Genomic DNA, 24,913 nt, shown 5'->3' with positions numbered 1-24,913 from the left:
AGGGTTCCCATGTACGAGTCCCCCAGCTGGTTGCATGAGTTGTGGATCGCCCGGGATACCCTGTGGGCGGGCTTTCAAGCCAGCGTGTATGTGTCGGCGCTGGCGATTATCTTCGGCACCCTGATCGGCATCGTCGCCGGGTTGATCCTGACCTACGGCAAGTTCTGGATGCGGGCGCCGTTTCGCCTGTATGTGGATCTGATCCGTGGCACGCCGGTGTTTGTGCTGGTGCTCGCGTGTTTCTACATGCTGCCGGCGCTCGGTTGGCAAATCAGCGCGTTCCAGGCCGGTGCGGTCGGGTTGACACTGTTTTGCGGTTCTCACGTCTCGGAGATCGTGCGCGGCGCGCTGCAAGCCATCCCCCGTGGGCAACTGGAGGCGGGCAAGGCGATTGGCCTGACATTCCAACAGTCCCTGGCCTACGTGCTGCTGCCACAGGCACTGCGGCAGATCCTGCCGACGTGGGTCAATTCCTCCACGGAAATCGTCAAGGCCTCGACTTTGCTTTCGGTCATCGGCGTGGCCGAGTTGCTGTTGAGTACCCAGCAAGTCATCGCGCGTACCTTCATGACCCTGGAGTTCTATCTGTTCGCCGGGTTTCTGTTCTTTGTCATCAACTACGCCATCGAGTTATTCGGGCGCTACATTGAAAAGCGGGTGGCCTTGCCATGAACCAACCTCAAACAGAGCAAGCACTGCTCAACATTCGCGGCCTGCGTAAACAGTACGGCGACGTGGAAGTACTCAAGGGCGTCGACCTGAGCATGCAGCGCGGCAACGTGGTCACGTTGATCGGCTCCAGCGGCTCGGGCAAGACCACGCTGCTGCGCTGTGTCAACCTGCTGGAAGAGTTCCAGGGCGGGCAGATCACGCTTGACGGCGAGTCCATCGGCTACAGCGAAATCGCCGGCAAGCGCGTGCGTCACCCTGAACGCGTGATCTCCCAGCACCGCGCAATGACCGGCATGGCGTTCCAGCAGTTCAACCTGTTCCCCCATTTGACCGCGTTGCAAAACGTCACCCTCGGCCTGCTCAAGGTCAAGAAGATGGGCAAGGACGAGGCCGTGGCATTGGCGGAAAAATGGCTCGACCGCGTAGGCTTGTTGGAGCGGCGCAACCATTTCCCCGGCCAGCTTTCCGGCGGCCAGCAACAGCGCGTGGCGATTGCCCGGGCGATTGCGATGAACCCCAGCCTGATGCTGTTCGATGAAGTCACCTCGGCCCTCGACCCGGAACTGGTGGGCGAAGTGCTCAGCGTGATCAAGGGCCTGGCGGAAGAGGGCATGACCATGTTGCTGGTCACCCACGAAATGCGCTTCGCCTATGAAGTGTCCGACAAGATCGTTTTCATGAACCAGGGCCGCATTGAAGAGCAGGGCTCGTCGAAGGACATCTTCGAGCGCCCGCAATCGCCGCGCCTGGCGGAATTTCTCAAGAACATTCGTTTTTAATCAGGAGGCTATTTTTATGAGCATTACTCGTTACGGCACCGGCAGCACTGCCGGCGGCGGCCAGCCACGTCCTTTCGCCCGTGCGGTGGAAGCGGACGGCTGGCTCTACGTCTCGGGCCAAGTGCCAGCGGTGGACGGTGAAATCATCAACGGTGGCATCGTCGAGCAAACCCGGCAGACCATGCGCAATGTGGTAGCGATCCTCGAAGAAGCCGGCTACGAGCTCAAAGACGTGGTCCGCGTTGGCGTATGGCTGGAAGACCCACGGGACTTCTGGAGTTTCAACAAGGTGTTCGGCGAATACTTCACCCCGGAACACGCACCGGCGCGCGCCTGTGTGCAGGCCAATATGATGGTCGATTGCAAGGTGGAGATCGATTGCGTGGCCTACAAGAAAAAAGGCTAAATGCAGCGATCTGAAGCCCCCCGCAGCGCCAATGTGGGAGCTGGCTTGCCTGCGATGACGGAGTGTCAGGCAACCCATGCCTGACTGACCCACCGCTTTCGCGGGCAAGCCCGCTCCCACAGGGGTTCACTGTGCAGCATTACTACTATGACCGGACCGAAAACTGCCATGACCGAAGACACCATCAAACGCCGCGCCAAAGGCCTGGACCGGGCGTTCGATATTCTCGATTTCCTCAAGGAAATCGGCCAGCCCCTGCGCCCGAATGATATTGCCAGCGGCATCGGCAGCCCCAAGTCCACGGTCTACGAACTGGTCGCCTCGCTGCTGGAACGACGCATTCTGGAGACGGTAGGCAAAGACGGTCACGTCTACCTTGGTCGCCAGCTGTATTTTCTCGGCCAGGCGCACCTGCGCCACTTCGACCTGACCCGCGAGGCCGACCACGCCTTGCAGGAAATCGTCAGCCAGACCCACGAAACCGCGCAGATGTGCCTGCTCAACGGGCGCAAATACACGGTGGCGCTGATGCGCGAGGGCGAGCGGCATTTCCGTATTTCTTCGGACATCGGCGAAAACGCGCCGATCCCCTGGACGGCCTCCGGGCGCCTGCTGCTGGGGCATCTGAGCGACCAGCAGATCATCGACCTGATCGACCAGGACGATTTCATCCTGCCGGACGGTGAGCGCTTGCCGCTGGAGACCTTCCTGGCACAGATCCGCCAGGCCACCCTCGATGGCTTCTTCTCCTTCGACAGCGTGGCCGACACCTTTACCCACTGTTTTGCCGCCCCGGTGCGGGACGCGCAAGGCATCAGCATTGCGACCCTGTGCATCGTCGCGCCAAGGGCCGATGCGCTGAAAAACTACAACGACTATCGCCGGGTGTTGATCGACAGCGCCAACAGCCTGGCCCGTCGCATCAACGAATAGGAGCATTTCATGTCTGCCATCAATGCCGTTGAAAAAGGCGCCGCCGCCGTCGGTGCCCATCTGGTCCGTGACGTCAGCCTGCCGGCCCTGGTGCTGCACCGCGACGCCCTGGAACACAACATCCGCTGGATGCAAACGTTCGTCAGCAACAGTGGCGCCGAGCTGGCGCCCCATGGCAAGACCAGCATGATGCCGGCGCTGTTCCAGCGCCAGATCGCCGCCGGTGCCTGGGGCATTACCCTGGCCAACGCTGTGCAGACCCGTGCCGCCTACGCCGGTGGCGTTCGCCGCGTATTGATGGCCAACCAACTGGTGGGTGCGCCGAACATGGCGTTGATCGCCGACCTGTTGGCGGACAAGGATTTCGATTTCCACTGCATGGTCGATCATCCAGACAACGTCGCCGACCTCGGGCTGTTCTTTGCCGCCCGTGGCCTGCGCCTCAATGTGATGATCGAATACGGCGTGGTCGGCGGCCGTTGCGGCTGCCGCAGCGAGCAGCAAGTGCGCGACCTGGCCAAGGCGATCCAGGCCCAGCCGGCCCTGGCGCTGACCGGTATCGAAGGTTATGAAGGGGTGATCCACGGCGAGCACGCTATCAGCGGTATCCGCGACTTTGCCGCGAGCCTGGTGCGCCTGGCGGTGGATTTGCAGAACAACGGTTCTTTCGACCTGGCCAAGCCGATCATCAGCGCATCGGGGTCGGCCTGGTACGACCTGATCGCCGAGTCGTTCGAAACACAAAACGCCGCCGGCCGCTTCCTCAGCGTGCTGCGTCCCGGCAGTTATGTGGCCCACGACCACGGTATCTACAAAGACGCGCAATGCTGCGTACTCGAGCGTCGCAGCGACCTCAACGAAGCCCTGCGCCCGGCGCTGGAAGTCTGGGCCCACGTGCAATCGCTGCCCGAGCCGGGCTTCGCGGTGGTTGCCCTGGGCAAGCGCGACGTGGCCTACGACGCCGGGTTGCCGGTGCCGCTCAAGCGCTACAAGGCCGGGATCGTGCCCGCCGAAGGCGAGGATGTGAGCGGGTGCAAGGTCACGGCGGTGATGGACCAGCATGCGTTCATGAGCGTGGCGCCGGGGGTTGAGTTGTGTATTGGTGACATTATTTCGTTCGGTACTTCGCACCCGTGCCTGACGTTTGACAAGTGGCAGGTGGGTTGCCTGGTGGATGAGCAGTTGCAGGTGGTCGAGAGCTTGCATACCTGTTTCTAGACCGAGTCGAGCCCTTCGCGAGCAAGCCCGCTGCCACAGTTGACGGTATTCACAAATAGAAATCTGTGAACCCAATCCAATGTGGGAGCGGGCTTGCTCGCGAAGAGGCCATCAGCCACACCCGAGACCCCATCATGACTGCTCACCCCCACATCGCCCTCATCGGCGAATGCATGATCGAACTGCAACACCGCGCCGACGGCAGCCTGCACCAGAGCTTCGGCGGCGACACCCTCAACACGGCGGTGTACCTGCGCCGCGAGCTGGGCAGCCTAGGCCGCGTCGATTACGTCACCGCCCTGGGCGATGACAGCTTCAGCGACGCCATGTGCCAGCAATGGCGCGACGAAGGCCTCGGCCTGGACATGGTCCAGCGCCTGCCGGGACGTTTGCCGGGGTTGTACTGCATCCAGACCGACGCCAGCGGCGAGCGCAAATTTCTTTACTGGCGCAACGAAGCCGCCGTGCGCGACTGCTTTACCACGCCTGCCGCCGCGCCGATCCTGGCGGCCTTGCCGGGCTACGACGTGGTGTATTTCAGCGGCATCACCCTGGCGGTGCTCGGCGAAGTCGGCCGCGAGCGCTTGTTGCAAGCCCTGGTCGAAACCCGCCGGCGCGGGGGCAAGGTGGTGTTTGACAACAACTACCGGCCGCGTTTATGGGCCAGCGTCGAAGCGGCGCGTGTGGCCTATCACAAGGTATTGGCCGAGGTGGATATGGCCTTGCTGACCGAAGATGACGAGCGCGGGTTGTTTGGTTATGCCAGCAGTGAGCAGGTGTTTGCGGCGTATCCGGGGATTGACGAAGTGGTGCTCAAGCGTGGCGCGCAGGAATGCCTGATCCGTTTCAAGGGCGAGCACTTTGCCGTGCCGGCGCTGAAGGTTGAGAAGGTGGTGGATACGACGGCGGCAGGGGACTCGTTCAGTGCGGCGTATCTGGCCAGTCGCTTGAAGGGCGGCTCGCCGGAGCAAGCGGCGGTGGCGGGGCATGGGTTGGCGAGTCGGGTGATTCAAGTACCAGGGGCGTTGATCCCTCGGTGAATGGCCGCCTGCGGCGGATCGCGGGCAAGCCCGGCTCCCACATTCGACCGCATTCCTTTAAACAAAACGCGGTCACCTGTGGGAGCTGGCTTGCCTGCGATAGCGGCCTCAAGCCAACCCTCAATCCCGGTAAAACACCTGCACCAGGTGATACCCAAACTTGCTCTTGACCGGCCCATGCACCACCCGCAGCGGCTTCTTGAAGATCACCGCATCAATCGCCCCGACCATCTGCCCCGGCCGGATCTCGCCCAAATCCCCACCGCGCTTGCCCGATGGGCAGGTGGAGTACTTCTTGGCCAGCACGTCAAAGGCTTCGCCCTTGGCAATGCGCTGTTTGAGTTGTTCGGCTTCTTCGCTGGTTTTCACCAGGATATGACGGGCTTGGGCTTTCATTGATCTCTACCAGGTACGTGCAACGGCGCGCGATTATGCCTGAACTCACTCGACGACGCTGATCATGCTGCGGATTTTCGTGGCCAGCAGGTCGATGGAAAACGGCTTGGCCACCATGTCCATGCCGTCCTCCAGGAAGCCTTGGCGCTCGGCGGCTTTTTCCGCGTAACCGGTCATGAACAACACGCGCAGGCCCGGGCGGTGCTGGCGGGCGATCTCGGCCAATTGCCGGCCGTTCATGCCCGGCAGGCCGACGTCGGTGACCAGCAGGTCCACGCGCAGATCCGATTCCAGCAGCGGCAAGGCGGTGCGTGCATCCGCCGCCTGATGCGCGGTGTAGCCCAATTCGCCGAGCACATTGACCACCAGCATGCGCACCGCCGGGTCATCTTCGACCACCACCACGGCTTCACCCGCCAGGGCCACCGGCGCTTCACCGACGCTGGCCGGCAGGCTGCTTTCCAGCGCGGTGCCATGCAGGCGCGGCAGGTACAGACGCACGCAGGTGCCCTGGCCCGGTTCGCTGTGGATGGTCACGTGCCCGCCGGACTGCTGGGCAAAGCCGTAGATCATCGACAGCCCAAGGCCGGTGCCCTGGCCGATGGGTTTGGTGGTGAAGAACGGGTCGAACGCCTTGGCGAGGATTTTCGGCGCCATGCCGGAGCCGTTGTCGCATACGCCGAGCATCACGTAGTCACCGGCTTTGACTGGTTCCAGGGTGGTGATGTCGGTGCCGTCGAGGTAGCTGTTGGCGGTTTCGATCAGCAGTTCACCGCCGTCGGGCATGGCGTCGCGGGCGTTGATCACCAAGTTGAGCAGAGCGTTTTCCAGCTGGCTGGCGTCGGTGTTCACCGGCCAGATGTCGTGGCCCAATTGCACCTTGAGGTTGATATGGGCGCCCTTGGTGCGGCGGAACAACTCTTCGAGGGACGCCACCAGCTGGTTCGGGTCGAGCGGGCGGCGGTCCAGGGATTGGCGCCGTGAGAAGGCCAGCAAACGGTGGGTGAGGGCGGCGGCGCGATGGGCGGAGGACACGGCGGCATCGGTAAAACGGCCGATGTCTTCACTGCGCCCGGCGGCGATGTAACGCTGCATCAGGTCCAGGCTGCCGATGATGCCGGTGAGCATATTGTTGAAATCGTGGGCAATGCCGCCGGTGAGCTGGCCGACCGCTTCCATCTTTTGCGCATGGCGCAGCGCATCTTCGGCGCGTTCGCGTTCGAACATTTCGTTTTGCAGGCGCTGGTTGGCCTCGGCCAATGCCTGGGTGCGCTGGGCCACGCGCTCTTCGAGGTTTTCGTTGAGGTGGCGCAGGGCTTCCTCGGTGAGTTTGCGTTCGGTCTCGTCGATCACAAAGATGTAGAAGCCGTTCACCGAGCCGTCGTTGCTGAAGCGCGGCAGGTACTTCATCAGCGCATGGCGCGGGCGCCCGTCGCGGTGTGGGGTGATGGTCAGGAAACTGCATGCCTTGCCGTTGAGCGCGGCGTTGATCTGGTCCTGGCGCCCGGCATACACCTCGTCGCCGAGCACTTCGCGGATGGTTTTGCCGTACAGCTCCTGGGGCGTCATGCCGTACCAGTCCAGGTACGCGCTGTTGTTCAGGCGAAAGCGTTGCTCGTGGTCGACATAGCCGATCAGCACCGGCATGGCGTTGATGATCAACTGCAGCTCGGTCTGGCTTTGGCGCAGGGCCTGTTCGGTGTGCTTGCGTTCGGTGAGGTCCAGGGCGGCGCCGAGAAAGCGCGCCGGGCGGCCCTGATGGTCCTTGTAGCAACGCCCGCGGGCGAACACCCAGCGCACGGTGCCGTCGGCTTGTTGCAGGCGGTATTCCTCGGCGTACTCGGTGCCGAAGGTGATGCAGTGCTTGATGCTGCGCGTCACCATGCCACGGTCTTCGGGATGCACGCCGTGCAGGTAGTCGCTGATCGGCAGCAGCTCGGCCGTATCCGGGTCGACGCCGTGCAGGTAGGCGAAGTGGGCGTCGGCAATAAAGCGGTCTTCGGCGATGTCCCAATCCCAGGTGCCGACGGCGTCCGTCGCTGCCAGCGCCAGTTGCAGGCGTTGCTCGGTGTTGTGCTGAGCCTTGCGGCGCTCGTTGGTTTCGATGGCGGTGACCAGGATGCCGGCCACGCTGCCACTTTCATCGCGGATCGGGCTGTAGGTCAGGTCCAGCCAGATTTCCATGTCGCGGTTGTTGCGTTGCAGGACGAAGGGCTGCTCGCTGAACGTGCGTACCTGGCCGCTGAGCACCGCGTCGTAGATCGGTGCGGTAAAGCTGTGCAATTCCGGCCAGGTCTGGTGCGCCGGCTGGCCGAGCGCCTGTGGGTGCTTGTTGCCTGCCAGGGCGGCGAAGCCGTCGTTGTACAGTTGGGTCAGTTGGCTGCCCCACAGCAGGAGCATCGGCATCGGCGAGTGGACGACAATATCCACCGCCGTACGCAGGCTTTGCGGCCAGTTTTTGGCTTCACCGAGAGGGCTTTGCGCCCAGTCCAGCCGTGCGATCAATGCGCCGGCTTCGCTGACGGTGGATGTTCCATTCATGAAAAAGCCCTGAGCGTAACGCTTTGAAATATGACAAACGCCGATTATCCCGTGACAAGGGAACGGCTGACTACCCCTCGAAAAATAGCATGCATTGGGGTTTTGTCTTCAAATGAGTGGCTCAGGGCTGAAACCTTTCATCTATCAAGCCAGCTCAGGCCGGTCGCGAAACTGCTCCAAGGCCTCGGGATTGGCCAGCGCATCGGTGTTTTTCACCGGCTCGCCGTGTACCACATTGCGCACTGCCAATTCGACGATCTTGCCGCTGATGGTGCGCGGGATGTCGGTGACGGCGAGGATCTTTGCCGGTACATGGCGTGGCGTGGTGTTGGCGCGGATGACGTGGCGGATCTGCTGCTCCAGCGCCTCATCCAGGGCGATGCCGTCGCCCAGGCGTACAAACAGCACCACCCGTACGTCATCCTGCCAACGTTGGCCGATGGCCAGGCTTTCCATGACTTGCGGGACTTTTTCCACCTGGCGATAGATCTCCGCCGTGCCGATTCGCACGCCGCCGGGGTTGAGCACGGCGTCAGAGCGCCCGTGGATCAGCAGGCTGCCGTTCGGGCGTTGCTCGGCGTAGTCGCCCTGGGCCCAGACGCCAGGGAACTGGCTGAAATACGAGGCGCGCAGCTTCGTCTGGTGCGGATCGTTCCACAAGCCGATGGGCATCGCCGGGAAGTGCCGGGTGCAGACCAACTCGCCTTTTTCACCGATCAACGGCTGGCCGCGGTCGTTCCACACTTCAATGGCCATCGCCAGGCTCTTGCACTGCATCTCGCCACGGCGCACCGGCAGCACCGGGTTGCCGATCACAAAGCAGGACACAATATCGGTGCCGCCAGACATGGACGACAGGCACAGCTCGCCCTTGATCTCGCGGTACACGTAGTCGTAGCTCTGCGGCGAGAGGGGCGAGCCGGTGGAGATCAAGCCTTTGAGGCTGCGCAAATCGTGATTCAAGCGCGGTTGCAGACCGGCCTTTTCCAGGGTGGCGAGAAACTTGGGGCTGGTGCCGAACACGCTGATCTGTTCGGCATCGATCAAGTCGAGCAAGCGCTCGGGCCCAGGGTGGAACGGCGAACCGTCATACAGCACCGCTGTGGCGCCGATGGCCAGTACCGACACCAGCCAGTTCCACATCATCCAGCCGCAGGTGGTGTAGTAGAACAGGCAATCCTCACGGCACAGATCGGCATGCAGGCCGTGTTCCTTGAGGTGCGTGAGCAGCACGCCGCCGGTGCCGTGGATGATGCACTTGGGCACCCCGGTGGTGCCGCTGGAATAAAGGATGTACAGCGGATGATCGAACGGCACCGCGACGAATTGCGGATCGCCGCCGGGTCGGTAGAAGTCGTCCCACAGGGCGACGTTGGCCGCGCTCCGGTAGTCCTCGACCCGCGCCTGGGGCTTGGCGTATGGCACCACGATCAGTTGCTCCAGGGACGGCAGGCGTTCGAGGATTTCATTGAGCTTGGCGCTTTGATCGATATCTTTGCCCGCATAGCGATAACCGGCGCAGCTGATCAGCACCTTGGGTTCGATCTGGCCGAAACGGTCGATTACACCCTGGGTGCCGAAATCCGGCGATGAGCATGACCAGATCGCGCCAAGGCTGGTGGTGGCAAGCATGCCCACCAGGGTTTGCCAGGTATTGGGCATGCACGCGGCCACGCGGTCGCCCTGGGTCACGCCGATGGCCCGCAGGCTTGTTTGCAGGCCCGCGACGTGTGCGGCCAGTTCGGCGTAGGTCAACTGCTCGCGCTGGCCGTCTTCGCTGATGGCGACCATGGCGGGGTGATCGTCGCGGCGGCGCAGCAGGTGCTCGGCAAAATTCAGGGTGGCGCCGGGGAACCATTGGGCGCTGGGCATGGCGCTTTGTTCAATCAGTACGGCGCTGGGCGGGCTGCGAAACTGCACGTCGAAAAAGCTGACGATGGCCTGCCAGAAGTCGGGGCGCTGGTCGATGCTCCACTGGTGCAGGGCGGGGTAGTCGTTGAGTTGCACGTTGTAGTGGGCGTTGATGTAGCGGCGGAACTGGTCCATGCGCGTATTGGCGATGCGTTCCGGGGAGGGTTGCCAGAGGATGTCGGACATTGCGAGATCTCTTGTTCTTGTTTGAGTCTGCCAGGCAACACAGGCCCAATGTGGGAGCGGGCTTGCTCGCGAAGGCGGAGTATCAGTCACAGATGCTTGGGCTGAACCACCGCCTTCGCGAGCAAGCCCGCTCCCACACAAGCCCTTGCCTACATTTGTATCTCCAGTGTTGTCCAGGTTTGCGTTTATTGGGCCAACCAGCCGCCATCGATGTTCCACGCCGCACCACGCACTTGGCTGCCGGCTTCGCTGCACAGGAACAGCACCAACTCACCCAACTGCGGCGGCGTCACAAATTCCAGCGACGGCTGCTTCTCTGCCAGCAAATCATGCTGCGCTTGCTGCGGGTCCACGCCCGTGGCGATGCGATCATCAATCTGCTTCTGTACCAGCGGCGTCAATACCCAGCCCGGGCAGATGGCGTTGCACGTCACATTGCTGGTCGCGGTCTCCAGGCCCACCACCTTGGTCAGGCCGATCACGCCGTGCTTGGCCGCCACATAGGCCGCCTTGCCCACCGAACCGACCTGGCCGTGTACCGAGGCGATGTTGACGATGCGCCCCCAGCCCTTGGCTTTCATGCCCGGCAGGCTCAAGCGCGTGCTGTGGAACACCGACGACAGGTTGATGGCGATGATCGAATCCCAGCGCTCGGTGGGGAAGTCTTCCACCGCCGCCACATGCTGGATGCCGGCGTTGTTGACCAGGATGTCGACGCCGCCGAACTCGCGCTCGGCGTAGGCGAGCATGTCGGCGATCTGCGCCGGGTCGCTGACGTCGGCCGGGTGATGCCCGACCTTACCGCCGAACGCCTGCACCTGGGCGATCACCGCGCTGGCGTCGCCGAAGCCGTTGAGGATCAGGTTGGCGCCGGCTTTGGCCAGGCTCAATGCGATGCCCAGGCCGATACCGCTGGTGGAACCGGTGACCAGGGCGGTCTTGCCGTTCAATGTCGTCATGAAAACCTCACACAATGCCAGTGGCGTAGAAAGTACCGATCACCACGAACACCGCGAGGGTCTTGATAATCGTAATGCCGAAAATGTCCTTGTAGGCTTCGCGGTGGGTCAGGCCGGTGACCGCCAGCAGCGTGATCACCGCGCCGTTGTGGGGCAGGGTGTCCATGCCGCCGCTGGCCATGGCGGCGACGCGGTGCAGCACTTCAAGGGGGATATTGGCCGCATGGGCTGCTGAAATAAAGCTCTCGGACATGGCCGCCAGCGCAATGCTCATGCCACCCGACGCGGACCCGGTGATACCGGCCAGTAGCGTCACGGTGATCGCTTCGTTGACCAGCGGGTTGGGAATGCCCTTGAGCCAGTCTGCCAGTACCAAAAAGCCCGGCAGCGAGGCAATCACCGCGCCGAAGCCGTATTCCGACGCGGTGTTCATCGCCGCCAGCAACGCGCCGCTGACCGCGCTTTTGCTGCCTTCGGCAAGCTTGCTTTTGATCGCGGAGAAGCCGAACACCAGCACCACGATAATCCCCACCAGCAACGCAGCCTGCACCGCCCAGATCGCAGTGAGCTTGGCGATCTCGGTGGTCACCGGCGCGCTCATGCCCGGCAGCGCGAGGCTGTGGGTCTTGCCGTACCACTGCGGGATCCAGTGGGTGAACAGCAGGTTCATCACCCCCACCAGGATCAGCGGCGACAGCGCGATCCACGGGTTGGGCAGCGCCAGGTTTTCAGCGGTTTCCGGCTCATTGCGCAACTCGGTGCCATACCCTTCACCGGCGCGCTGCGCCTTGTTGCGCTGGCGCGCGAGGTAGAGCATGCCGGCGCAGAACACGAAGACCGTGCCAATCAGGCCCAGCCACGGCGCAGCCCAGGCGGTGGTGTTGAAAAAGGTGCTGGGGATGATGTTCTGGATCTGTGGCGTGCCGGGCAGGGCGTCCATGGTGAACGAAAAGGCGCCGAGGGCGATGGTCGCCGGGATCAGGCGCTTGGGGATATTGCTTTGGCGGAACATCTCCGCGGCAAATGGGTACACCGCAAACACCACCACAAACAGCGACACACCGCCGTAGGTGAGCAGGGCGCAGACCAGCACGATCACCAGCATTGCCTGGCGGGTGCCGAGCAAGCGGATCGCGGCGGCCACAATCGAACGGGAAAAGCCCGACAGCTCGATCAGCTTGCCGAACACCGCACCGAGCAGGAACACCGGGAAATACAGTTTGATAAAGCCGACCATCTTCTCCATGAACACCCCGGTAAAGGCAGGCGCGACGGCGGACGGGTCGGTGAGCAGGACGGCGCCGAGGGCGGCGATGGGGGCAAACAGGATAACGCTATAGCCACGGTACGCAGCCAGCATCAGCAGCGCGAGGGCTGCCAGGGCGATGATTACACTCATGGAGTGTCTCCAGATCGAATTGTTATTTTTGTGGGTGTTGCGGTGGGGAGAAGCTATAGCGAGATGCGTGCCAAGATATTAAGTCGTTGAAATATAAGGATAAATTATTTCTTTCTGGTGGCTGCTGCGAGTATTGTCTCGAATTTGAGACGGGCGCGGAACAAATGTGGAAGCGGGCTTGCTCGCGAAGGCGCAGTATCAGTCACAGATGCGTCGGCTGCACCACCGCCTTCGCGGGCAAGCCCGCTTCCTCAGGCGGCTGTCTCGATAGGGAGAGTGCTGTCTCTGTTTTGAGACTAGGCGATGCCGAGGGCCAGCATCTTTTTGTACAGCGTCGAGCGGCCAAGCCCCAGCCGCTTGGCTGCCTCCACCACATTCCCGCCACAGGCCGCCAACGCCGCCGCAATGATCTGCCGGTCAAAGCGCTCCCGCGCCGCGCTGAAGCTTTCGCCCGCTACCGTCGCCACGGCAGTGCGTTGCACCGGGGTGAAGGTGCCGATGGCTGCGCGAATTTCCTCGGCGTTCAACACCAGGTCATCACTGAGCAACGCCGCCCGTTCCAGCACATTGCGCAGTTCGCGAATATTCCCCGGCCACGCATGTTGCGCCAGCAGCGCCAGGGCTTCGCGATCCAGTTCGTGCTGGCTGCGCAACTCCTCCAGAATCGCTTCGCTCAACGCTGGGATGTCCTCCAATCGTTCACGCAACGGCGGCACCTGGATCGGCAATACATTCAGGCGGTAATACAGGTCCGCACGAAACTCGCCACGCTTGATCGCTGCCTCCAGGTCCATGGACGTGGCGGCAATCACCCGTACATCGCTGTGCAGCATCTCGTTGGAGCCTACCGGCTCGAACTCCTTTTCCTGCAACACCCGCAGCAATTTGCTTTGCAGGGGCAGGGGCATATCGCCGATTTCGTCGAGGAACAAGGTGCCGCCCTGGGCAATCTGGAACTTGCCGGGACGGCCCTTGCGGTCGGCGCCGGTAAATGCCCCCGGCGCGGTGCCGAAGAACTCGGCCTCCAGCAGGTCGGCCGGAATCGCCGCGCTGTTGACGCTGACAAACGCCTTGTGTGCCCGCTTCGATGCGCCGTGAATCGCCTGGGCCAGCAGCTCCTTGCCGGTGCCGGTTTCGCCGAGCAGCAACACCGGCGACTCGGCACTGGCACTGCGCCGCGCACGGCGCTTGACTTCGAGGCTGGCGGCGCTGGTGCCGATAAAGTGCGCGAAGTTGTATTTGCTCTGTCGCGAACGCAGCAACGAGCGGGTCGAAGCCAGTTCCTGCTGCATGCTCAGGTAGCGTTCGATCAGCGGCGACAGGTTGCGCAGCTCATCAAACAGCGCAAAGCCAATCGCACCAATGACCGCGCCGGCATCGTTGTGGATCGGCAGGCGCATCACCACCAGCGGGCCTTTGGGCGTGTCCTGTATATCCAGCAGGATCGGCTGGTCATTGCGCACCACCTGGCGTAGCAGACTGTTGGAGATCACCTGTTCGCACGGCTGGCCGATGGCCTCGTCGGCGCTTTTCAAGCCGAAACGCTTGGCGTAGCGCTCGTTCATCCAGACGATATTCGCGTCGCGGTCGACAATCACCGTGCCTTCACTGGACTGCTCGATGATCTCGAACAGCGACTGGATGGCCAGGCCGCGCACCTGTTGGTAATCCTTGAGGCTTTCGTTGGTGTTCATGCTTATGTCGCCAACACAAAATGGGAGTGGGAGTGCGGTCCTGTGGGAGCAGGCAAGCCATCTCCCACAGGGGGATGGGGTTACAGGGGGATGTGCGCGGCGGCCAGCAGTTCCTGAGTGTAGGCGTGCTGGGGCGCTTCGAATACCTGCTGGCTTGCGCCGCGCTCCACGACCTTGCCGTCCTTGATCACGATCATGTCATGGGCCATCGCCCGCACCACCGCCAGGTCATGACTGATAAACAGGTAGGTCAGGCCGTACTTCTCCTGTAACTCACGCAACAGCGCTACCACCTGCTTCTGCACCGTGCGGTCGAGGGCCGAGGTCGGCTCATCCAGCAACATCAATGCGGGCTTGAGCACCAGGGCGCGGGCGATGGCGATCCGTTGACGTTGGCCGCCAGAGAATTCATGGGGGTAACGATGCCGGCTGGCAGGGTCGAGGCCGACGTCCTTGAGCACCTGGATCACCTGCGCGTCACGGTCTGCAACGCTGCACGGCGCATGCACTTCGAGGCCTTCGCTGATGATCTGCTGCACTGTCATGCGTGGGCTGAGGCTGCCGTAAGGGTCCTGGAACACCACCTGCATCTGCTTGCGCCACGGGCGCATCTGCTGATGATTGAGCGGGTCGAGGGCTTCGCCCTGGAAGCGGATGCTGCCGGTGGAGTCGAGCAAGCGCAGGATCGCCTGGCCCAGGGTGGATTTGCCCGAGCCCGATTCGCCGACAATCCCCAGAGTCTTGCCGCGCTGCACGCTGAGGCTGATGCCGTCCACCGCGCGCAGGTAGGTTTTGCGCTGGAACAGGCCGCCGCCGAGGGGGAATTGCACGGTCAGGTCGTCAACCTGTAACACGGTCTCGCGCTCCTCGCTGCACAGCGCTTCACCCGCCGGCTCGGCATCCAGCAGCAGGCGGCTGTAAGGGTGTTGCGGTGCGTTGAACAAGGTCTGGCAATCGGCCTGCTCGACGATCTCGCCGGCATGCATCACGCACACGCGCTGGGCAATGCTGCGCACCAGGTTGAGGTCGTGGCTGATCAGCAGCAACGACATGCCCAGGCGTTGTTGCAGGGACTTGAGCAGCAGCAGGATCTTGCGCTGCACCGTCACGTCCAGCGCGGTGGTGGGTTCGTCGGCGATCAGCAGTTCCGGCTCGCAGGCCAGGGCCATGGCAATGATGACCCGTTGGCGCTGGCCGCCGGAGAGTTGGTGCGGGTAGGTCTTGAGGCGTTCCCGAGGGTTCTGGATGCCCACCAGATCGAGCAATTCGAGGATGCGCGCCTGCGCCGCCTTGCCGCCCAGGCCCTTGTGCAACAGCAGGGTTTCGCCGATCTGTTTTTCAATGCTGTGCAGTGGGTTCAGGGACGTCATTGGCTCCTGGAAGATCATTGCAATGCGGTTGCCGCGCAGCTTTTGCAGAGTCGAGGCCGGCGCGCCCATCAGCTCCTGGCCGCGGTACTGAATGGAGCCTGTGGTTTGCGTGCCGGCTTCGGGTAGCAATTGCAGGATCGAGTGGGCCGTCACCGACTTGCCCGAGCCCGATTCGCCCACCAGTGCCAGGCACTCGCCGGGGCGTACGTCCAGACTCAGCTTGTTCACTACGGTCTGGCCGCTGAAGGCGACGCTGAGGTCGCGGATTTCGATCAGGTTCATCTGCAGTCACTCATGAACGGGGGTCGAAGGCATCACGTAATGCCTCGCCGATAAACACCAGCAGCGACAGGATCAGTGCCAGGGTGAAAAACGCCGTCAGGCCCAGCCACGGCGCTTGCAGGTTCTGCTTGCCCTGGGCGATCAATTCACCCAGCGAGGCGCTGCCGGCGGGCATGCCGAAGCCGAGGAAGTCCAGGGCGCTGAGGGTGGAAATCGCACCGGTCAGAATAAAAGGCAGGTAGCTCAAGGTTGCGGTCATGGCATTCGGCAGGATGTGTCGGCGAATGATCTTGGCGTCGCTCAGGCCCAGTGCGCGAGCGGCCTTGACGTACTCCAGGTTGCGTCCGCGCAGGAACTCGGCGCGTACCACGTCCACCAGGGCCAGCCAGGAAAACAGCGCCATGATCCCCAGCAACCACCAGAAATTCGGCTCGACAAAGCCCGACAGGATGATCAACAGATACAGCACCGGCAGCCCCGACCACACCTCCAGCACCCGCTGGCCGATCAGGTCGACCCAGCCGCCGTAGTAACCCTGCAACGCACCGGCGGCAATGCCGATGGCGGCACTGATCACGGTGAGCGCCAGGGCAAACAGGATCGAGACCCGCGCGCCAAAGATCACCCGCGCCAGCACATCCCGCGACTGGTCATCGGTGCCCAGCCAGTTCACGGCCGAAGGCGGGCTGGGGGCAGGGCGGGTCAGTTCGTAGTTGGGCGTATCGTCGCTGAACGGGACCGGCGGGAACAGCATCCAGCCGCCGTCCTGTTTGATCAGTTTTTGCACGTAGTCACTGCGGTAGTCGGCCTGGAACGGCAACTGGCCGCCGAACTGCTGCTCGGTGTAGCGCTTGAACACCGGGAAATACAGCTCGTTCTTGAAGCTCAGCACCAGGGGCTTGTCATTGGCGATCAACTCGCCGCCGAGGGTCAGGATAAACAGGCCGATAAACAGCCACAGCGACCACCAGCCACGCCGGTTTTTCTTGAACCGTTCGAAGCGTCGACGGGCCACGGGAGACAGGTTGAACATCAGGCGTTCCTCGCGGCGAAGTCGATACGCGGGTCGACCAGGGTGTAGCAGAGGTCACCAATGAGTTTTATCAAGAGGCCGAACAAGGTGAAGATAAACAGCGAGCCGAACACCACCGGATAATCCCGCGACACCGCCGCTTCGTAACTCATGCGCCCGAGGCCGTCGAGGGAGAAAATCACCTCGATCAGCAGCGAACCGGCAAAGAATACGCTGATAAACGCCTGGGGAATCCCCGAGATCACCAGCAACATGGCGTTGCGGAACACATGGCCGTACAGCACCCGCCGTTCGCTCAAGCCCTTGGCGCGCGCGGTGACCACGTATTGGCGCGTGATTTCATTGAGGAACGAGTTTTTGGTGAGGATGGTCAGGGTGGCGAAACCGCCGATCACCAGGGACGTGACCGGCAGCACCAGGTGCCAGAAGTAGTCGGCGATCTTGCCGACGGTGCTCAGTTCCTCGAAGTTTTCCGAGACCAACCCGCGCACCGGGAACCAGTTCAGCGAGGTGCCGCCGGCGAAGACCACGATCAAGAACATCGCAAACAGGAACGCTGGCATGGCGTAGCCGATGACGATGGCGGTGCTGCTCCACACATCAAAGCTGCTGCCATGGCGCACCGCCTTGCGAATCCCCAGGGGGATCGACACCAGGTAGGTGATCAGGGTGGCCCACAGGCCGAGGGAGATGGTGACGGGCATTTTCTCCAGGATCAGGTCGATCACTGTTTTGCCGCGAAAGAAGCTGTTGCCGAAATCCAGCTTGGCGTAGCTCGTCAGCATCAGCCACAGGCGTTCCGGTGCGGGCTTGTCGAAACCGTATTGTTTTTCGATGTCCTTGATCAGCTTCGGGTCCAGGCCGCGACTGGCCCGGGAGCCGCCGCTGATGCCGTCACCACCCGAGCCGCCGACCGCGCCGCCGCCGATGCCTTGCAGGTGGGCAATGGCTTGTTCCACCGGGCCGCCGGGGGCGGCCTGCACGATGACGAAGTTGACCAGCAGGATAATCACCAGCGTGGGGATGATCAGCAGCAGGCGCCGTACGATATAAGCAAGCATCAGTGGCGGCCTCCGCGTTTTTGCATCTGCTCGTTTGTCAGCGGTGTAGGGCTGATTTCCCACCAGCTTTCCAGGGCTTCATCGTTTTTCGCCTCGACGGCAGGGCGGCCGAAGCGGTTCCACCATGCGGCGGACGTGCCGGGCGGGTAGTAGTTGGGAATCCACAGGTAATTCCATTGCAGCACCCGGTCCAGGGCGTGGGCGTAGGTGAGCATCTGCGCCTGGGTGTCGGCCTTGACCAGGCCCTTGATCAAGGTATCGACCGCCGGGTCCTTGAGGACCATGTAGTTGTTGGCGCCGGGATCGAACGCGGCGTCTGAGCCGAAGTAGTTGTACAACTCCATCCCCGGCGAAGTAGTGACCGGGAAGCCGACCACGATCATGTCGTAGTCGCGCGCCATCATCCGGTTGACGTACTGCGAGGAGTCGATACGGCGGATATTCAAGGTGATGCCGATTTGCGCGAGGTTGCGTTTGTACGGCAGCAGCAGGCGCTCAAGGCCGTTCTGGGTGTTGAGGAAGGTGAACTCCAGCGGCTCGCCGTCGGCGTTGACCAGGCGGTCGCCGTCGGGTTTCCAGCCGGCTTCTTCCAGCAGGGCCAGGGCTTGCAGTTGTTTGTCGCGGATCATGCCGCTGCCGTCGGTGACCGGGGCCTTGAACACTTGCGTAAAGACTTCGTCGGGAATTTGCCCGCGCAAGGGTTCGAGGATCGCCAGTTCCTCTGGGGTCGGCGGTTGGCTGGCGGCCAGCGGGCTGTTGGAGAAGAAGCTCTGCTGGCGGATGTACATGTTGCGCATCATCTGCCGGTTGGCCCATTCGAAATCCCACAGCATCGCCAGGGCTTGGCGTACGCGGCGGTCCTTGAACATCGGTTTTTGCACATTGAACACGTAGCCCTGGGCCGGTTGCGGCATCTGCTTGGCCAAATGCGCGCGTTGCAGGCGACCGTCGTCGAGGGCCGGGCCGTTGTAGCCGATGGAATAGCCGGTGGCGGAAAACTCGCGGTTGAAGTCATAGGCGCCGCCGCGCAAGACCTGGCGCGCTACTTCGGTATCGCCGAAATATTCCAGGCTCAGGTGATCGAAGTTGTACAGGCCGCGGCTGACGGGCAGGTCCTTGCCCCACCAGTCGGGGTCACGGGTAAAGGTGATGGTGCTGCCGGAATCGATCTTGCTGACTTTATACGGGCCGCTGCCCAGTGGTGCCTCGTAGCCGCCGCCGTTGGCGAAGTCGCGGGTTTTCCACCAGTGCTCGGGCAGTACCGGCAGGGTCGCGAGGTCGAGGGGCAGGGTGCGGTTTTCATTGCTGGAGAAATCGAAGCGTACCTGGCGCTCACCTTCGACTTCGACGTGCTTGACGTCGGCGAACAGCGTGCGAAAGCCAAGGCGGCCTTGGGTCATCAGCAAGTTATAGGTGTAGCGCACGTCTTCGGCGGTGATGGGCGTGCCGTCGGCGAAACGCGCCTTGGGATTGAGGAAGAAGCGCAGCGACAGGCCGTCTTCGGCGCGCTCCATCTTCTCGGCAACCAGGCCATACACCGTGTAAGGCTCATCCAGGGAGCGCTGGGCCAGGGGCGAATAGAGCCAGCCGTCGACCTGGGACACACCGATGCCTTTGTCGATGTAGGGCAGCACATGGTCAAAGCGCCCGATCTCAATGGCCGAGCGCCGTAGGTTGCCGCCCTTGGGCGCATTGGGGTTGACGTAGTCAAAGTGGTGGAAGCCGGCGGGGTACTTGGCCGGCTCGCCATAGACCGTGAGGTACGGCAGCGGTGCCGCGATCACGGCGCTGCTGGCCAGCAGCAGGGCCAGGGTAGAGCTAAGCAGGGTAGAAAAAGCCAGTCGCATTATCAGCCTTGAACGCCGCGTATAGAAGAATAGGGATTTGTACGCTAACGGCGGCAGCGTCGCCAGTCATCACATGCACAACGGCCCACCAAAAGGCGGGCCGTTGTGTAGGGCATCAGCGCAGACCGGATCAGTCCTGGCGGCTGGTGACTTCCAGCAGGTGGTAGCCGAACTGGGTCTTCACCGGGCCTTGCACGGTGTTGACCGGGGCGCTGAAGACGACGGTGTCGAATTCCTTGACCATCTGGCCTGGGCCGAACGAACCCAGATTGCCGCCGTCGCGGCTGGATGGGCAGCTGGAATTGGCTTTGGCGATTTCTGCGAAATCAGCGCCGCCTTCGATTTGGGCCTTGAGTTCGTTGCACTTGTCTTCAGTGGAAACGAGGATGTGGCGGGCGGTGGCTTTGGCCATGGGGATTAACTCCTTGAATAAAAAGGGTGAGCCTACCGGATTCAGGCGGTTATTTCCCGGCAAAGTTCCGCTGGTGTTCCGACACGCCTGACCAACGCCCCATGCCACCCAACCGCGACCGCGCCATGTAGTGAGCGGGCTTGCCCCGCGCCGGGTGGCGAAGCCGCCCCAAATCCAGATACCTCGGTCTTGCTGACCCACCGCAGCGGACCGTTTGATGTGTCAGGGCAGCACGATGTAGTCGTTGTGCTGCACGATCGGCCGGTGTGGGGCTTGTTCAAGGTGAACATAGCGCCCATCCACCAGATCGATCGGCAGGCAGTCGTCTATATCCATCACGGCATCGGTATGCGCCTGGGCCCAGTGTCGCAGCATCTGCTGCTTGCCCAACGCTTTCGCCTCCCGCGCAGTGCGTGCCACAACCAGCACATACTGATGCGCCTCGCCAAACACGTTGGCTGCATAACCACCGAGGTTGATGAAATACAGGCGCGGGGCATCGGCCTGGGGGGCGAGGTGACTGAGTTGGACCTTCCAGCCATCCACGCCGTCTACCGCCATCCACGAATCGATGTGCACGCCCTTGGCGCTGCCAAACCAGGCGTCGCGCAGTTGCGGGTAGGTGGCTTGCAGCGTGTCCGCCACGGCGAACACCACATCGTGCACTTCAATCCGGGCCCGTGGGTGCTTGCCCCCGAGCATGACGACAAACAGCATTGCAGGTACTTCCTGGCGAGTTGGCAGGCGCCAACCATACTGCGATTGAACCCTTTTGTCCGGCCAATGCCACACTGTTTATCCGCGAACTCATCAGGAGGTTGTCATGCGTACCATTGATCTGGCCGGTGTTCCGGTCCCTGTTATCGGCCAGGGCACCTGGCGCATGGGCGAAGACCCCGGCCAGCGCCGCGCTGAAGTTGCCGCGTTGCAACTGGGGATCGACGAGGGCATGACCCTGATCGATACCGCTGAAATGTATGGCGAAGGCGGTGCCGAAGCAGTCGTCGGCGAAGCCATTCGCGGCAGGCGTGACCGGGTGTTCCTGGTCAGCAAGGTGTATCCGCACAACGCCAGCCACAAAGGTGTGCCGCGCGCCTGCGACGCCAGCCTGCAACGCATGGGCACGGACTACATCGATCTGTACTTGCTGCACTGGCGTGGTCAGTATCCCCTTGAAGAAACTGTAGAAGCCTTCGAGCGCCTGCGCGAAGCCGGCAAGATCGGCCGCTGGGGCGTGTCCAACTTCGATGTGGCAGATCTCCAGGAGCTCGCCGCCCCGGCATGCGCCACCAACCAGGTGCTCTACAACATCGAAGAGCGCGGCATCGAATTCGACCTGTTGCCCTGGTGGCAACAACACCATCTGCCGCTAATGGCTTATTGCCCGATTGCCCAGGGCGGCGCATTGCTGGACAGCAGCACACTCAAGCAGATCGCCCGACGCCATGACGTCACCCCAGCCCAGGTGTGCCTGGCCTGGGTGCTGCGCCAGGACGGTGTGATCGCGATCCCCAAGGCCGTTACTCCCGAGCACGTGCGGCTCAACGCCAGCGCCGCGCAACTGGTGCTGGATGAGCACGACCTGGACGCAATCGATCGGGTGTTTGGCGCACCCCAGCGCAAGCACCCGCTGGCGATGGTCTAGTCACGGCTGCCGTCCCTGGCGGCCGCGACCCGTGACGTCAGCCGGAGACTGGTGTGCGCCAGTCATCCGAGCCAGAGGTGCCGGCTACTTCGTGGGTCCAGACGATCTTGCGATAGGTGAAATACACGTCCTCCAGATGGGTGAAGTGCGCGTTGGCCGGGTCCTGGCAGTTCGGCATGCGCGACTGGATGTCGACGATGGTCGCGCCTTCCAACTCGATGGTGAAGTAGTGCTCCTGGGTGCCGGCCGACGAGGTGCGGAACCACTCCAGGCGACATTTGACCTCTTCGCCGCCAGTGAGCGCACTGAAGAGCAGCGGTGACGACTTGTCGAAAATCTTGCTGATCATCAGTGGTTTGTGCACGCGCTGGCCGGTCGGCTGGCCGGACTGTGGATCACGGGGAATGATCACCTGATGGGCGAACGCCTGGACCAGGATCTGATCTTCATGACCTTCCTGGTAAATGTTACCTACCGAGTCCTGGGTAAACGTGCCTGCCGTAATCAAACCTTGTTTGACACCGGTGATGGAGAGATACGCGGGTGTTGGCATGACGGGTTTCCTTGCCTGATGGTTGAGGTAGTTCCACCCGACAGACGGTGCCGGGTGGGCAGAGCTCTATAACAAGAAACGTGCCTGAAAGTGTGTGAGCCAATGAAATATGGCTGGCGCGGTAAGTTGCGGGTTTTCTTTTAGTCGGTGTGCGAAATTTAAGTCGGATTAGTTGCGCGTAAGTGCGCAATTAATTGCTCATATTGGCGTCTCTTGGATGTACTTGAAGTGCGCATGAATAACGCCTGGCTTACACGTTTGTGCTGCGCAAATTGCTGCGCAGGCCTTGATTTTTGAGGTGTGTAGGATATTCCTTAACTCTTGTTTGGTTGCTTGCTGAACGTTTTAGGCATGGCTAAGGTTTGCTGGCTTCGCGGCGATCGAGCGAAGTTAATGTGGCGCGCTACTTTGTGCGATAAGTGCAATTAGTTTGCCAGCCCTGCTTCTGACGGTCATGTATGGCGGCCCATGAACTATTCCGATAAGTGCCTCGACTATTACCTTGAACTTGCACGTTCACCTTGCTCGCAAACGAGTTTTGCCGGCAGTGACATGCGTTATTCAAGCGAATATGAAGCGCTGGAGTCAGAACTGGCCAAGTTGCAGTCGATGCACGGCACCCGCCAGCCGGACTGGCAGAAAGTCCGCGAGATCAGTGAGTGCCTGTTGCGCGAGCATTCAAAGGATGTGCGCGTCGCGGTGTGGCTGACCTGGGCGCTGCATGAGTGCGAATCCTTCCCGGGGTTGCTCGCCGGCCTTGGGCTGCTGCGCTATCTCTGCGAGCAGCATTGGGTCGAGGTGTTTCCCGCCAAGCCACGTACGCGTGCCGCCGCCTTTGCCTGGTTGGTATTGCGTCTTGAGCCGCTGTGTCTGCAAAACCTGCCACTGGCCCAGCAACGCCCGCTGTTTCAAGCGATCCTCGAACACCTGACGCGACTCGATGAACTCTGGGCCGGGCACTTGGGGGATGACGCACCGATGTTGCTGCCGTTGCGGCGGCAACTGTCGGAGCACCTGGAGCACGCCACACAAGGCACGCCGGCACCCGGTGCGGTGGCGGGGGTGATCGCCCAGCTCAAACAGGCCACCACCCAATTGCTCGCCCCCGAATCCACCATCGACAGTGAAAAAGACGCACACAAGCGCCTGCGCACGTTACAGGATCAGGCCCGACCCCTTTGCGCCTGGTGGTTGCGCCAGGACGCCACTGACTTGCGCGCCCTGCGCCTGAGCCGAGCCATGGCCTGGCTGACCCTGGTCGGCTACCCGGACGCCAATAGTGAGCGCATCACCAGCCTGCGCGGCCCGGCGCCGGACAAGCTCCAGCGCTACCAGGAGCGCTTCGCCCAAGGGCACTACGCCGATTTGTTGCTGGAACTGGAAGCCAGCCTGGCCACCGCGATGTTCTGGTTCGATGGCTTGCACATGGCCTGGCAGTGCCTCGCCGCGTTGCAGGCCGAGCTGGCGATGAGCGAGCTGGAGGCTGACTTTGCCCAGTTGCTCAAGCGCCTGCCGGACCTGCCCCAATTGCATTTTCACGACGGCACAGCCTTTGCCAGCCGCGCCACCCGTGACTGGATCTCGCTGCATATCGAACGTCACTTGCGCCAGCCCGCGCCGCCCAAAGTGCTCGTCGACGCCACGGCGCAACCGTGGGAAGCCGCGTTGCAGCAGGTCATGTCGATCCTGCGCAAGGACGGGCTCAAGGCCGCCGTCAGCCAACTCAACCAAGGTATGCAAGCCGCCACCAGCGAGCGTGAGCGCTTCCAGTGGCGCCTCGCCGTGGCCCGCTTGTGTGTGCTGGCGGGCAAGCACGAGTTGGCGAAGATCCAGCTCGAACAGCTCGATCAGGAACTGCAACACGCCGGGCTGGAACGCTGGGAACCGGCGTTGGCCCTGCAGGTTGCGCAATTGTTGTACCGCTGTTGCGACCTGTTGCCACAAAACCAGGCCGTGCGCGAATGCAAGGAAGACAGCCATCGCAGGCTGTGCCGTTTCGATCTCGAAGCGGTACTTGAATAGGCTTTCAAGCCACAGGAAAAGGAGAAACACCATGGCCAAAGAAGGTTCGGTTGCGCCCAAGGAACGCATCAATATCACGTTCAAGCCGGCGGTTGGCGGCGCCCAGGAAGAGGTTGAACTGCCGTTGAAGTTGCTGGTGCTGGGGGATTTCACCCGGCGCGAGGACCTGCGCAAGCTGGAAGACCGCAAACCCATCGGCATCGACAAGAACACCCTCGACGAGGTGCTCGCCAAGCAGGCCTTGAGCCTCACCCTCAGCGTGCCCAATCGCCTGCAAGACGACGCCGACGTCGATGAACTGGCGATCCAGTTGCGCATCAATGCGATGAAAGACTTCAACCCCGCCAACCTGGTCGAGCAGGTGCCCGAACTGCGCAAACTGATGGTCCTGCGCGAAGCGTTGATGGCGCTCAAGGGCCCGTTGGGCAACACCCCCAGTTTCCGCAAAGCCATTGAGCAGGCTCTGGCTGACGATGATTCCCGCGCTCGGGTATTGGCAGAGCTGGGATTGAACAGCGCCCACCCGTGACTCTTCAGTAAAAGGACACTGATGC

The 24,913-nt window shown here is 62.1% G+C and carries 22 protein-coding genes; 9 read left to right on the top strand and 13 right to left on the bottom strand.

What is annotated here, in order from left to right; all coding sequences use genetic code 11:
- Positions 1 to 9: 9 nt before the first annotated feature.
- The 6 genes from PSH81_RS15120 (at position 10) to PSH81_RS15095 (ending at position 5,048) form a co-directional block, all read left to right on the top strand.
- Positions 10 to 672, top strand: coding sequence for an amino acid ABC transporter permease (locus PSH81_RS15120; RefSeq protein WP_017737241.1), 663 nt, complete (start codon positions 10 to 12; stop codon positions 670 to 672).
- Positions 669 to 1,451, top strand: coding sequence for an amino acid ABC transporter ATP-binding protein (locus tag PSH81_RS15115; protein WP_226457317.1), 783 nt, complete (start codon positions 669 to 671; stop codon positions 1,449 to 1,451). The genes PSH81_RS15120 and PSH81_RS15115 overlap by 4 nt, the downstream gene beginning before the upstream one ends.
- 16 nt (positions 1,452 to 1,467) lie before the next feature.
- The gene (locus PSH81_RS15110; protein ID WP_078742925.1) at positions 1,468 to 1,857 is read left to right on the top strand and encodes a RidA family protein; all 390 of its coding nucleotides are present in this window, start codon (positions 1,468 to 1,470) and stop codon (positions 1,855 to 1,857) included.
- A gap of 168 nt (positions 1,858 to 2,025) precedes the next feature.
- Entirely contained in the window at positions 2,026 to 2,790 is a 765-nt protein-coding gene (locus tag PSH81_RS15105) for an IclR family transcriptional regulator (protein ID WP_226457318.1), read from the top strand.
- Positions 2,791 to 2,799: 9 nt separating this feature from the next.
- Positions 2,800 to 4,008 carry an amino acid deaminase gene (locus tag PSH81_RS15100; protein WP_305390985.1) on the top strand — a complete coding sequence of 403 codons (1,209 nt, stop codon included), beginning with the start codon at positions 2,800 to 2,802 and terminating at the stop codon, positions 4,006 to 4,008.
- Positions 4,009 to 4,142: 134 nt separating this feature from the next.
- The gene (locus tag PSH81_RS15095; RefSeq protein WP_226457319.1) at positions 4,143 to 5,048 is read left to right on the top strand and encodes a sugar kinase; all 906 of its coding nucleotides are present in this window, start codon (positions 4,143 to 4,145) and stop codon (positions 5,046 to 5,048) included.
- A 120-nt stretch (positions 5,049 to 5,168) separates the two neighbouring features.
- On the opposite strand, the gene PSH81_RS15090 is transcribed toward PSH81_RS15095, so the two are convergent.
- The 12 genes from PSH81_RS15090 to PSH81_RS15035 all read right to left on the bottom strand — a co-directional run bounded on the left by PSH81_RS15090 (position 5,169) and on the right by PSH81_RS15035 (position 20,856).
- Positions 5,169 to 5,444: a peptidylprolyl isomerase gene (locus tag PSH81_RS15090; protein ID WP_046383114.1), complete on the bottom strand. Its 276-nt coding sequence runs from the start codon at positions 5,442 to 5,444 to the stop codon at positions 5,169 to 5,171.
- 45 nt (positions 5,445 to 5,489) lie between these two features.
- Positions 5,490 to 7,985, bottom strand: coding sequence for a PAS domain-containing sensor histidine kinase (locus PSH81_RS15085; protein ID WP_226457320.1), 2,496 nt, complete (start codon positions 7,983 to 7,985; stop codon positions 5,490 to 5,492).
- A 144-nt stretch (positions 7,986 to 8,129) separates the two neighbouring features.
- The gene (locus tag PSH81_RS15080) at positions 8,130 to 10,082 is read right to left on the bottom strand and encodes an acetoacetate--CoA ligase (RefSeq protein ID WP_305390984.1); all 1,953 of its coding nucleotides are present in this window, start codon (positions 10,080 to 10,082) and stop codon (positions 8,130 to 8,132) included.
- A gap of 185 nt (positions 10,083 to 10,267) precedes the next feature.
- Positions 10,268 to 11,041, bottom strand: coding sequence for a 3-hydroxybutyrate dehydrogenase (locus PSH81_RS15075; protein WP_192300831.1), 774 nt, complete (start codon positions 11,039 to 11,041; stop codon positions 10,268 to 10,270).
- A 7-nt stretch (positions 11,042 to 11,048) separates the two neighbouring features.
- Positions 11,049 to 12,440 (bottom strand): GntP family permease, encoded by a 1,392-nt coding sequence (locus PSH81_RS15070; RefSeq protein WP_192300832.1) that lies wholly within the window; start codon positions 12,438 to 12,440, stop codon positions 11,049 to 11,051.
- 296 nt (positions 12,441 to 12,736) lie between these two features.
- Positions 12,737 to 14,134 carry a sigma-54-dependent Fis family transcriptional regulator gene (locus PSH81_RS15065; protein ID WP_226457322.1) on the bottom strand — a complete coding sequence of 466 codons (1,398 nt, stop codon included), beginning with the start codon at positions 14,132 to 14,134 and terminating at the stop codon, positions 12,737 to 12,739.
- An 80-nt stretch (positions 14,135 to 14,214) separates the two neighbouring features.
- Positions 14,215 to 15,786 carry an ABC transporter ATP-binding protein gene (locus tag PSH81_RS15060; protein WP_305390983.1) on the bottom strand — a complete coding sequence of 524 codons (1,572 nt, stop codon included), beginning with the start codon at positions 15,784 to 15,786 and terminating at the stop codon, positions 14,215 to 14,217.
- Positions 15,787 to 15,796: 10 nt separating this feature from the next.
- Positions 15,797 to 16,819, bottom strand: a complete 1,023-nt coding sequence (locus PSH81_RS15055) for an ABC transporter permease (protein ID WP_305390982.1) — start codon at positions 16,817 to 16,819, stop codon at positions 15,797 to 15,799.
- Positions 16,819 to 17,880, bottom strand: coding sequence for a microcin C ABC transporter permease YejB (locus PSH81_RS15050; protein WP_192300836.1), 1,062 nt, complete (start codon positions 17,878 to 17,880; stop codon positions 16,819 to 16,821). The genes PSH81_RS15055 and PSH81_RS15050 overlap by 1 nt, the downstream gene beginning before the upstream one ends.
- On the bottom strand, positions 17,880 to 19,727 hold the full coding sequence (locus tag PSH81_RS15045) for an extracellular solute-binding protein (RefSeq protein ID WP_226457325.1): 1,848 nt from the start codon (positions 19,725 to 19,727) through the stop codon (positions 17,880 to 17,882). Before PSH81_RS15045 ends, PSH81_RS15050 begins: the two co-directional genes overlap by 1 nt.
- A gap of 130 nt (positions 19,728 to 19,857) precedes the next feature.
- Complete coding sequence (locus PSH81_RS15040) at positions 19,858 to 20,139, bottom strand: peptidylprolyl isomerase (RefSeq protein WP_010210937.1); 282 nt, start codon at positions 20,137 to 20,139, stop codon at positions 19,858 to 19,860.
- Between the two features lie 222 nt (positions 20,140 to 20,361).
- Positions 20,362 to 20,856, bottom strand: a complete 495-nt coding sequence (locus PSH81_RS15035; protein WP_226457326.1) for a DUF1543 domain-containing protein — start codon at positions 20,854 to 20,856, stop codon at positions 20,362 to 20,364.
- A gap of 106 nt (positions 20,857 to 20,962) precedes the next feature.
- Between PSH81_RS15035 and PSH81_RS15030 the strand changes: the two genes are divergently transcribed.
- Positions 20,963 to 21,784 (top strand): aldo/keto reductase, encoded by an 822-nt coding sequence (locus tag PSH81_RS15030; RefSeq protein WP_226457327.1) that lies wholly within the window; start codon positions 20,963 to 20,965, stop codon positions 21,782 to 21,784.
- Between the two features lie 37 nt (positions 21,785 to 21,821).
- Here the strand turns inward: PSH81_RS15030 and PSH81_RS15025 are convergent, their stop codons facing one another.
- Entirely contained in the window at positions 21,822 to 22,337 is a 516-nt protein-coding gene (locus tag PSH81_RS15025; protein ID WP_192300840.1) for an Hcp family type VI secretion system effector, read from the bottom strand.
- A 468-nt stretch (positions 22,338 to 22,805) separates the two neighbouring features.
- Here PSH81_RS15025 and tssA point away from each other — a divergent pair, with 468 nt between their 5' ends.
- Together tssA and tssB are read left to right on the top strand one after the other, a co-directional pair.
- Positions 22,806 to 24,359: a type VI secretion system protein TssA gene (gene tssA, locus PSH81_RS15020; RefSeq protein ID WP_305390981.1), complete on the top strand. Its 1,554-nt coding sequence runs from the start codon at positions 22,806 to 22,808 to the stop codon at positions 24,357 to 24,359.
- Between the two features lie 31 nt (positions 24,360 to 24,390).
- Positions 24,391 to 24,888 (top strand): type VI secretion system contractile sheath small subunit, encoded by a 498-nt coding sequence (tssB, locus tag PSH81_RS15015; protein ID WP_192300842.1) that lies wholly within the window; start codon positions 24,391 to 24,393, stop codon positions 24,886 to 24,888.
- Positions 24,889 to 24,913 lie beyond the last annotated feature (25 nt).

The sequence above is a fragment of the Pseudomonas sp. FP2335 genome, from assembly GCF_030687535.1.
GTDB lineage: Bacteria > Pseudomonadota > Gammaproteobacteria > Pseudomonadales > Pseudomonadaceae > Aquipseudomonas.
Note: the sequence above shows the minus strand (reverse complement) of the source record. Positions and strands in the feature narration are given on the sequence as shown.

Bases quoted from the DNA above. Each gene is read 5' to 3' on its own strand.
- PSH81_RS15120 (WP_017737241.1), top strand. From the start codon at position 10: ATGTACGAGTCCCCCAGCTGGTTGCATGAGTTGTGGATCGCCCGGGAT.
- PSH81_RS15115 (WP_226457317.1), top strand. From the start codon at position 669: ATGAACCAACCTCAAACAGAGCAAGCACTGCTCAACATTCGCGGCCTG.
- PSH81_RS15110 (WP_078742925.1), top strand. From the start codon at position 1,468: ATGAGCATTACTCGTTACGGCACCGGCAGCACTGCCGGCGGCGGCCAG.
- PSH81_RS15105 (WP_226457318.1), top strand. From the start codon at position 2,026: ATGACCGAAGACACCATCAAACGCCGCGCCAAAGGCCTGGACCGGGCG.
- PSH81_RS15100 (WP_305390985.1), top strand. From the start codon at position 2,800: ATGTCTGCCATCAATGCCGTTGAAAAAGGCGCCGCCGCCGTCGGTGCC.
- PSH81_RS15095 (WP_226457319.1), top strand. From the start codon at position 4,143: ATGACTGCTCACCCCCACATCGCCCTCATCGGCGAATGCATGATCGAA.
- PSH81_RS15090 (WP_046383114.1), bottom strand. From the start codon at position 5,444: ATGAAAGCCCAAGCCCGTCATATCCTGGTGAAAACCAGCGAAGAAGCC.
- PSH81_RS15085 (WP_226457320.1), bottom strand. From the start codon at position 7,985: ATGAATGGAACATCCACCGTCAGCGAAGCCGGCGCATTGATCGCACGG.
- PSH81_RS15080 (WP_305390984.1), bottom strand. From the start codon at position 10,082: ATGTCCGACATCCTCTGGCAACCCTCCCCGGAACGCATCGCCAATACG.
- PSH81_RS15075 (WP_192300831.1), bottom strand. From the start codon at position 11,041: ATGACGACATTGAACGGCAAGACCGCCCTGGTCACCGGTTCCACCAGC.
- PSH81_RS15070 (WP_192300832.1), bottom strand. From the start codon at position 12,440: ATGAGTGTAATCATCGCCCTGGCAGCCCTCGCGCTGCTGATGCTGGCT.
- PSH81_RS15065 (WP_226457322.1), bottom strand. From the start codon at position 14,134: ATGAACACCAACGAAAGCCTCAAGGATTACCAACAGGTGCGCGGCCTG.
- PSH81_RS15060 (WP_305390983.1), bottom strand. From the start codon at position 15,786: ATGAACCTGATCGAAATCCGCGACCTCAGCGTCGCCTTCAGCGGCCAG.
- PSH81_RS15055 (WP_305390982.1), bottom strand. From the start codon at position 16,819: ATGTTCAACCTGTCTCCCGTGGCCCGTCGACGCTTCGAACGGTTCAAG.
- PSH81_RS15050 (WP_192300836.1), bottom strand. From the start codon at position 17,880: ATGCTTGCTTATATCGTACGGCGCCTGCTGCTGATCATCCCCACGCTG.
- PSH81_RS15045 (WP_226457325.1), bottom strand. From the start codon at position 19,727: ATGCGACTGGCTTTTTCTACCCTGCTTAGCTCTACCCTGGCCCTGCTG.
- PSH81_RS15040 (WP_010210937.1), bottom strand. From the start codon at position 20,139: ATGGCCAAAGCCACCGCCCGCCACATCCTCGTTTCCACTGAAGACAAG.
- PSH81_RS15035 (WP_226457326.1), bottom strand. From the start codon at position 20,856: ATGCTGTTTGTCGTCATGCTCGGGGGCAAGCACCCACGGGCCCGGATT.
- PSH81_RS15030 (WP_226457327.1), top strand. From the start codon at position 20,963: ATGCGTACCATTGATCTGGCCGGTGTTCCGGTCCCTGTTATCGGCCAG.
- PSH81_RS15025 (WP_192300840.1), bottom strand. From the start codon at position 22,337: ATGCCAACACCCGCGTATCTCTCCATCACCGGTGTCAAACAAGGTTTG.
- tssA (WP_305390981.1), top strand. From the start codon at position 22,806: ATGAACTATTCCGATAAGTGCCTCGACTATTACCTTGAACTTGCACGT.
- tssB (WP_192300842.1), top strand. From the start codon at position 24,391: ATGGCCAAAGAAGGTTCGGTTGCGCCCAAGGAACGCATCAATATCACG.